Source organism: Vibrio sp. R15-SG3-ISO1A (genome assembly GCF_059833955.1).
Genome location: NZ_JCBDGH010000090.1, coordinates 83,814 through 90,558 on the forward strand (window position 1 = coordinate 83,814; position 6,745 = coordinate 90,558).

General features: G+C 47.3%; 7 protein-coding genes. 3 read left to right on the plus strand and 4 right to left on the minus strand.

Going from position 1 to position 6,745, the window contains the following annotated elements; translation table 11 throughout:
- Positions 1-14: 14 nt before the first annotated feature.
- The 4 genes from AC6R0L_RS16545 to potA all read right to left on the minus strand — a co-directional run bounded on the left by AC6R0L_RS16545 (position 15) and on the right by potA (position 3,878).
- Complete coding sequence (locus AC6R0L_RS16545) at positions 15-1,046, minus strand: extracellular solute-binding protein (RefSeq protein ID WP_500629826.1); 1,032 nt, start codon at positions 1,044-1,046, stop codon at positions 15-17.
- Between the two features lie 96 nt (positions 1,047-1,142).
- Entirely contained in the window at positions 1,143-1,913 is a 771-nt protein-coding gene (gene potC / locus AC6R0L_RS16550; protein WP_334555348.1) for a spermidine/putrescine ABC transporter permease PotC, read from the minus strand.
- Positions 1,913-2,773 carry a spermidine/putrescine ABC transporter permease PotB gene (gene potB, locus AC6R0L_RS16555; RefSeq protein WP_334555349.1) on the minus strand — a complete coding sequence of 287 codons (861 nt, stop codon included), beginning with the start codon at positions 2,771-2,773 and terminating at the stop codon, positions 1,913-1,915. The genes potC and potB overlap by 1 nt, the downstream gene beginning before the upstream one ends.
- Positions 2,754-3,878, minus strand: a complete 1,125-nt coding sequence (gene potA / locus AC6R0L_RS16560; protein WP_500629833.1) for a spermidine/putrescine ABC transporter ATP-binding protein PotA — start codon at positions 3,876-3,878, stop codon at positions 2,754-2,756. Before potA ends, potB begins: the two co-directional genes overlap by 20 nt.
- Before the next feature lie 435 nt (positions 3,879-4,313).
- Here potA and AC6R0L_RS16565 point away from each other — a divergent pair, with 435 nt between their 5' ends.
- The 3 genes from AC6R0L_RS16565 to AC6R0L_RS16575 are packed head-to-tail and all read left to right on the plus strand — an operon-like array spanning position 4,314 to position 6,594.
- Positions 4,314-5,117 (plus strand): DUF2189 domain-containing protein, encoded by an 804-nt coding sequence (locus AC6R0L_RS16565; protein ID WP_487901958.1) that lies wholly within the window; start codon positions 4,314-4,316, stop codon positions 5,115-5,117.
- Positions 5,110-5,925 (plus strand): glucosaminidase domain-containing protein, encoded by an 816-nt coding sequence (locus AC6R0L_RS16570; protein WP_500629827.1) that lies wholly within the window; start codon positions 5,110-5,112, stop codon positions 5,923-5,925. The genes AC6R0L_RS16565 and AC6R0L_RS16570 overlap by 8 nt, the downstream gene beginning before the upstream one ends.
- Positions 5,926-5,934: 9 nt before the next feature.
- Positions 5,935-6,594, plus strand: a complete 660-nt coding sequence (locus tag AC6R0L_RS16575) for a DUF2987 domain-containing protein (RefSeq protein WP_500629828.1) — start codon at positions 5,935-5,937, stop codon at positions 6,592-6,594.
- The last annotated feature ends 151 nt before the right edge of the window (positions 6,595-6,745 follow it).

Consider the following 6,745-nt stretch of genomic DNA (forward strand, 5'->3'; position numbering starts at 1 on the left):
CGTCTGTTAAACGGTTATTGACCCGCTTTCAACTTCATAAAGTAATCTTCGTACTTAACCGTCATGTCACCAACCGCATCTTGCCATTCCACTCGGTCAAGATCCTCTTGCGATGGGAAGAGCGGCGCTACATCTTTAAACTTGGCATTAGACTCCGCTACAGCGGTCAAGTAACCGGTATCACGCGAGATTTGTTCAGCGATTTCAGGGCGTAGTAAGAAATCGATCATCTTATGCGCGGCTTCTACGTTTTTCGCTCCGGAAGAGATAGCAAAGTTATCGACCCAACCAATGCCTCCTTCTTTTGGAAAGACCAGTTTAAGGTTGAGACCTTCGTTTTGCGCGGCGGCAGCACTGCCATTCCACAACATGCCGACACCCACTTCGCCCGATAAGTAAGGCGCTGCTGGGTTGTCTGAGTTAAAGACTAAGACGTTTGGCATGAGCTTTTGCAGCTCAGCGTACGCTTGGTCGATTTGCTCTGGGTCAGTGGTATTGCCTGAGTAACCCAGTTTACGTAAAGCGATATGGAACACCTCACGCGTGTCATCCATCAACATGACTTGACCTTGCAAATCCGGGTTCCATAGGTCTGCCCAGCTGGTAAAGTCGTTGGCATCGTACATGTCTTCGTTTACGGCGAGACCTGTGATCGCTACCACGTGGGGAATCGAGTATTCGTTGTTTAGATCATAAGGTTTGTTGAGGTAGTTTTTGTCCAAGTTGGCAAAGTTTGACAGCTTGCTCTTATCAATTTTCTGCAACATACCTTCGTCACGCATTTTAGCGACGAAGTAAGTCGAAGGGACGACTAAATCGTAGCCTTGGTTGTGCGTTTTTAGCTTGGCATAGAGTGTTTCATTTGACTCATACGTCGAGTAAATCACTTTAATGCCAGTTTCACTGGTGAACTGCTCAAGCAAACTGCTGTTAATGTACGGCCCCCAGTTCATAAACACTAATTCTTTGTCTTCTGCACGCGTTTGCGCTGAGAAGAGAGAGAACATGCATACACCTGCCGTAATTAAAGTTGCCCATTTTTTCATTGACGTTAGCTCCAAACCAAACGTACAGGCCAGCAACACTGGCCATTATCGATAAAAACAGGACGGTGAGTGCCGTCCCGTACAAAGTCATGGGTATCAGTCCACCTTCTCGCGAGCAATCAGTTGCGAGAGGATAACCAGTGTCAACGACACCACCAACATGACGGTTGCAAGAGCATTCACCTCTGGTGAAATGCCCACCTTCACCATTGAATAGATCTTCAATGGTAGAATTTCATAAGTCGGCCCTGTGACAAAGGAACTGATGATCACATCGTCCAGTGATAGCGTGAAGCTCAGCAGCCAACCGGCAGCGACCGCTGGCTTCGCCAAGGGTAAGATGATTTTGCTTAAAATCGTCCACTCACTCGCGCCCAGATCTTTTGCTGCCTCAAGCATTTTTACATCAAACCCGTTTAAGCGGCTGTATACCGTCACAACCACAAAAGGCAGACAGAAGGTAATGTGGGCGATCAACAAAGTGAAAAAGCCCAGTTGCGCGCCTAGCACCAAGAATAGGGCAAGCAGCGAAATCGCCATCACGATATCCGGTGACATCATGACAACAAACAGCATGCCATTCACCGCGTTTTTGCCTTTGAAGTTATAGCGAAATAGCGCCACCGCAGTTAGGCTACCAATCACGGTGGCGGCAGTAGCGGAAAATACCGCCACGTTGATCGAGTGCCACGCAGCTTGCATTAGGCTGTCATTGTTGACCAAGGTTTCGTACCACTTGGTGGTAAAACCATCCCACTTCATGCCGAATTTATTGGCATTGAATGAGTTAACGATCAGCACGATGATAGGCAGGTACAAAAAGCCGTACACCACGCTCATAAAGCTAAATCTAACTGTTTTTCCCATCAGCTTAGCTCCACTTTCTTATTCAAGAGTTTTCCTGCCCGATAGTAGGCGTACAACATCACCGCCATCGCAATGGTCAATGCGATACTGGTTGCCGCGCCGAATGGCCAATCACGTGCATTGAGCACTTGGCTTTTGATCACATTACCAATGAGTAAGTTCTTCGCACCACCGAGCAAATCGGAGATATAGAACATGCCGAGCGCAGGCAGCAGAACCAATAAGCAACCACCAATAATGCCAGGCATGGTCAATGGTAAGGTAACACGCGTGAAGATTTGCAGTTTGTTGGCACCGAGATCTTTCGCCGCCTCAATGTAGGTATCGTCCAATTTTTCAATCGCCGAATACAACGGCAGAATCATAAACGGCAGCAAGATGTAGACAAGGCCAATCATCACGGCGCTTTCGGTGTACATAATGCGTAGTGGCTTATCGATAAGTTCCAGTGCCATCAATGATTTGTTTAAAATCCCCTGAGTACCTAAGACAATTTTTAGCCCGTAAGTCCGAATCAGCGAGTTGGTCCAAAAAGGAACAATGACCAAAAACAGCATGATAGGGCGCCACTTGGCCGGCATCTTTGCCACGATGTAGGCAAAAGGGTAGCCAATCACCAAGCAGATCAAGGTGGCGACGATAGCCATATAGAACGAATGCCACAGTACTTTGGCGTACAGTGGGTCGAATAGGCGCGCGTAGTTGTCTAAAGTAAAGGTCAGATCGATGAGATTCGCTTCGTCACGCGTAAGGAAACTCGTACCAATGATCATCAGGTTGGGTAACAGGACAAATAGTGTTAACCAGCCGACAATCAGCGTGATGATCGCATTTTGAAGATTAAACTTCGACGCTTTCATTGAGCACCACCTCCCAGCTCTCCACCCAAGTGATGGCAACTTTTTGACCGAGAGAGTGATCAACATCCGGGTCATCTTCATTGAAGAATTCACTGACCATGACGCGCATACCTGATTCAAGTTCTATCACGGAGTCGAGCGTCATCCCTTTATAGGTACGCTCGGTGACGTGACCAACGATGCCACGCTGCTCGGACTCTTTGATCTCTTCGATACGTAAGTCTTCAGGGCGTAGCATCACTTGTAGTTTGTCGCCGGCGTGAGCTTCATCTTCGAAGTAAACAACGCTATCGACGCCTTCAATTTCGGCGCGCACGCGTTTGTCGTCCAAACGCTCGATCATGGTGGCATGAAAGACGTTAATTTCACCGATAAAACGCGCAACGAATAGGTTCTTCGGCTCTTCGTAAATCTCACGTGGGGAGCCATCTTGCTCAATGACGCCATCACGCATCACGATAATGCGGTCTGACATCGATAGCGCTTCCTCTTGGTCATGGGTGACAAAGAGGAAGGTGATGCCCAGTTTGCGCTGAAGCTGCTTAAGCTCAATTTGCATCTGCTTGCGCAGTTTGTAGTCCAGCGCTGACAACGATTCGTCTAACAGCAATACCTTGGGTTTGTTGACCACCGCGCGTGCAATGGCGATACGCTGCTGCTGGCCACCGGAAAGCTGGTGAGGCTTGCGTTGCGCCATCTCTTCTAGACGCACCATGCGCAGCGCTTCAAGAACTCGGGGTTCGATGTCTTGGCTCGGCACTTTTTGCATACGCAAACCAAACGCGACGTTGTCAAACACCGTCATGTGCGGGAAGAGGGCATAACTCTGGAAAACAGTATTGACGTGTCGCTGCTCAGCAGGAACATGAGTCACAGTTTGACCATCAAGAATGATGTCACCGTTATCTGCAGACTCGAAGCCCGCAATCATACGTAATACGGTTGTTTTACCACAGCCTGAAGGGCCTAAAATGGTCAAAAACTCACCGTGATTTACATCGAGATTTAGGTGACCGATGATTTCTTTACCATCGAAGCTTTTACTGATGCCGGCTAAGCGTATAACCGGTTGTTCTGCTGTATTTTTGCTGTTCAACGTCTGTATTTCTCCTACTTAAACAGAACCATAGCGTTGTACCTAGCCATCACTATGGGTATTGATTCATTTCCCTAATGAGAAAGCGCATAAAATAACGTGAAGTTAGAGGCGCGAATCATAATCACCAAAATCGTGAAATCAAAGCAATTTATCAGCCTCCAAGTGAAAAAATTTTTATGAAGTCTGACCTGTATGTTTGTTAACGAAACTAGTCCCCGTTATCTAACGTGGGTGGACGAGAGTACGACCCGTGATTTGTTCAACCTGTTACCCACTTTAAAACACAAAAAGTTCAAATATCAATCAAATCGTTGATAAAACTGGCAACAATGACGGTTCTGATTTTAGAGTGCGAGATGTTTCAGTATAATGATGCTAATTTTTTCTCTAAAAGTGAGTGTGCCAGCGTAACACCGCAGGCAGACCAGTGATGGAATTCCAATGAAGAGTGAGTTTGAAAAAGACTTCAACCTTGGCGGCAGTATCGAGCGCGCCTTATCCGGAAATTACGAGCTGAAGGTGGTGGATGTGCTCAAAGAAGCGGGCCAGCACACCATGAAACATTTCATCTCTTTCTCTCCGGCGATCATCGCCTTGATTGCGTTGCAACTGGCGATTTTTTATATCGCTCTAAAATTGCAACTGGGTAATCCTTCTATCATCTTCGATGCGATTTTAGGTACCGCAGAGTTCGACCCCAGTATTTTCAGTGCGATTATGGTCGCCAACTTTAGTTACGAAGTGATCAGTGCACCGATTTATGCCGGGATCAGCTTAATGGCGATGAGTCACGCGGCTGGACTCTCAACCAAGCCCCGCCACATGCTCAAAGGGCTACAACATACCATTCCAGTTATTATGGCGACACTGTTTAGCCTGCTCCTTCAAGGCGTGGCCGGAATGATTCTGCCCTTTGTTTCTATGTATTTGTCGCTGGCGTTTAGCAACTCTATGCTCCTTATCTGTGAGAAGCGTGTACCGCCCATGCAATCGCTGCTGTTGTCGCTGCGCGCCGTTAATAAGAAGTTTTTCCCACTAGTGGGTTTGTATTCCGTCGTAACGGTGCTGTTTATCGTCGGTGTGATGTTCTACGGAATCGGCCTCATTTTTGTGCTGCCGTTTTTCTTCCACGTCAAAGGCATCGTGTACCGCAATATGTTTGGTATTAAGCTAAAAATTGTCACCAAAGAACAACCTACAGATGAGAATGATGATGACAACGACCCACAAATTTTCAATGCGTAAGACGGAACTACTTGTTTTAGTGATCGCAGCTCTGGTTGCCAGTTGCAGTTACTACCAGTATGAGAAACAGGATCAAAAAGAGGCGGTGAGCGTTTCCTATTCTCAAGCGAAGAAAGTCGGTAAAGCGCCAGATTTTACTCGCTTTGATGATGTCTCCGAGAAAAAACAGGCGTTCTTCGACTACCTACGCCCGGGTATCGAGTTGGAAAACCAGAGAGTCAAAAAAGAGCGTTCGCGTTTAGACATCATTCAACGTCGTTTTCAAAAGGGTCAGTTAACAGCCAAAGATCGTCAATACGCCTCTGAGTTGGGTGAACGTTACAACGTCCAGCTTCCAGAAGGCGGCATTGATCAAGCTTGGCTTGAGACTATGTTGCATCGCGTCGATGTATTGCCGGAATCTCTGGTGTTGGTTCAAGCCGCCAATGAGTCAGCTTGGGGCACGTCGCGTTTCGCCCGCAAGGCAAACAACTACTTTGGTCAATGGTGTTACTCCGAAGGGTGCGGTGTGGTACCGCTGAAGCGGGGCGATGATATGAGCCATGAAGTTGCCAAGTTTAAATCGGTACAGCAGTCCATTCATGGCTATTTTATGAATGTGAATCGTAATCACGCGTATGAAGACTTGCGTGAGATCCGTTACCAACGACATGTAAAAGATAAAAGTCTTACCGACACTGAAGCAGCTATCGCTTTAACTAATGGCTTGCTGCGCTATTCTGAGCGCGGTGAGGACTATGTCAAAGACATCAAGACGATGATCATGCACAATCAGGACTTCTGGGAAGATAACCTGACAAAACAATAAGTAACGATAATGACTCGATTAAAGTTAGCCCTAGGACTTGGGTTTGCAGCTGCAATGGCGTGCACGCCCGTCGCCGCGCAAGAATACATGTTTACCTACACCAAGCTTTACACGCACATGAAGCAAAACGCCAAAGAGGGGCATGAAGACGTTAAAATCGGCTTCTTTTTTCTCAATGCCGATACGAAACGGAATTGCGTGATTGAGAAAGCATGGATGGAAAAAGAGCAGCACTACGAAGAGCTCAAGTCCTCTCAGTACCATGAGCTTTTGGTACCACTCGATAACAATCTGCGTTCTGCGAATCCATTAGTCTTCGTGCGCACCCCGCAAGATCAGCGCTGTGATTTCTCTATGGTCGTCATGACCAAACAGCCCATGGAAGGAGAGGTCTCTTACCAAGAGGTTGAGGTACTCCTTCCTCAAATGCATGCCATGCTTGTCGATCTCGGAGGGATGTTCGCTAGCTGGTTCACGCCAGATGTCGAAGGTGTCACGTTGGAGTTTCCCAACGATCTCAATGGTGTGATTCAGTTCTCCAACGGCTCAGAGAAAGCGATTGTGGATGGCAAAGTGCAAGTGGCGTTAAGTGAGATTGGTGAGGGTGGCAAGATGACTCTCCCAACCCAAACTGCGCGAGTGTTGCCATACTTACCCAAGGCAAAATAGCCATCTACTTGTCTTTACCTAAACGTAATAAGGGCCGCAGATGCGGCCCTTATTCTTTATGACGACTAAACCTGACTACAAGTTGGTCACATTGAGCTGAAGGCTAGGATCGAACTCTTGTACACGATCGTCTTCATCAAGCTCTGGAGTC

Bases quoted from the DNA above. Each gene is read 5' to 3' on its own strand.
- AC6R0L_RS16545 (WP_500629826.1), bottom strand. From the start codon at position 1,046: ATGAAAAAATGGGCAACTTTAATTACGGCAGGTGTATGCATGTTCTCT.
- potC (WP_334555348.1), bottom strand. From the start codon at position 1,913: ATGGGAAAAACAGTTAGATTTAGCTTTATGAGCGTGGTGTACGGCTTT.
- potB (WP_334555349.1), bottom strand. From the start codon at position 2,773: ATGAAAGCGTCGAAGTTTAATCTTCAAAATGCGATCATCACGCTGATT.
- AC6R0L_RS16565 (WP_487901958.1), top strand. From the start codon at position 4,314: ATGAAGAGTGAGTTTGAAAAAGACTTCAACCTTGGCGGCAGTATCGAG.
- AC6R0L_RS16570 (WP_500629827.1), top strand. From the start codon at position 5,110: ATGCGTAAGACGGAACTACTTGTTTTAGTGATCGCAGCTCTGGTTGCC.
- AC6R0L_RS16575 (WP_500629828.1), top strand. From the start codon at position 5,935: ATGACTCGATTAAAGTTAGCCCTAGGACTTGGGTTTGCAGCTGCAATG.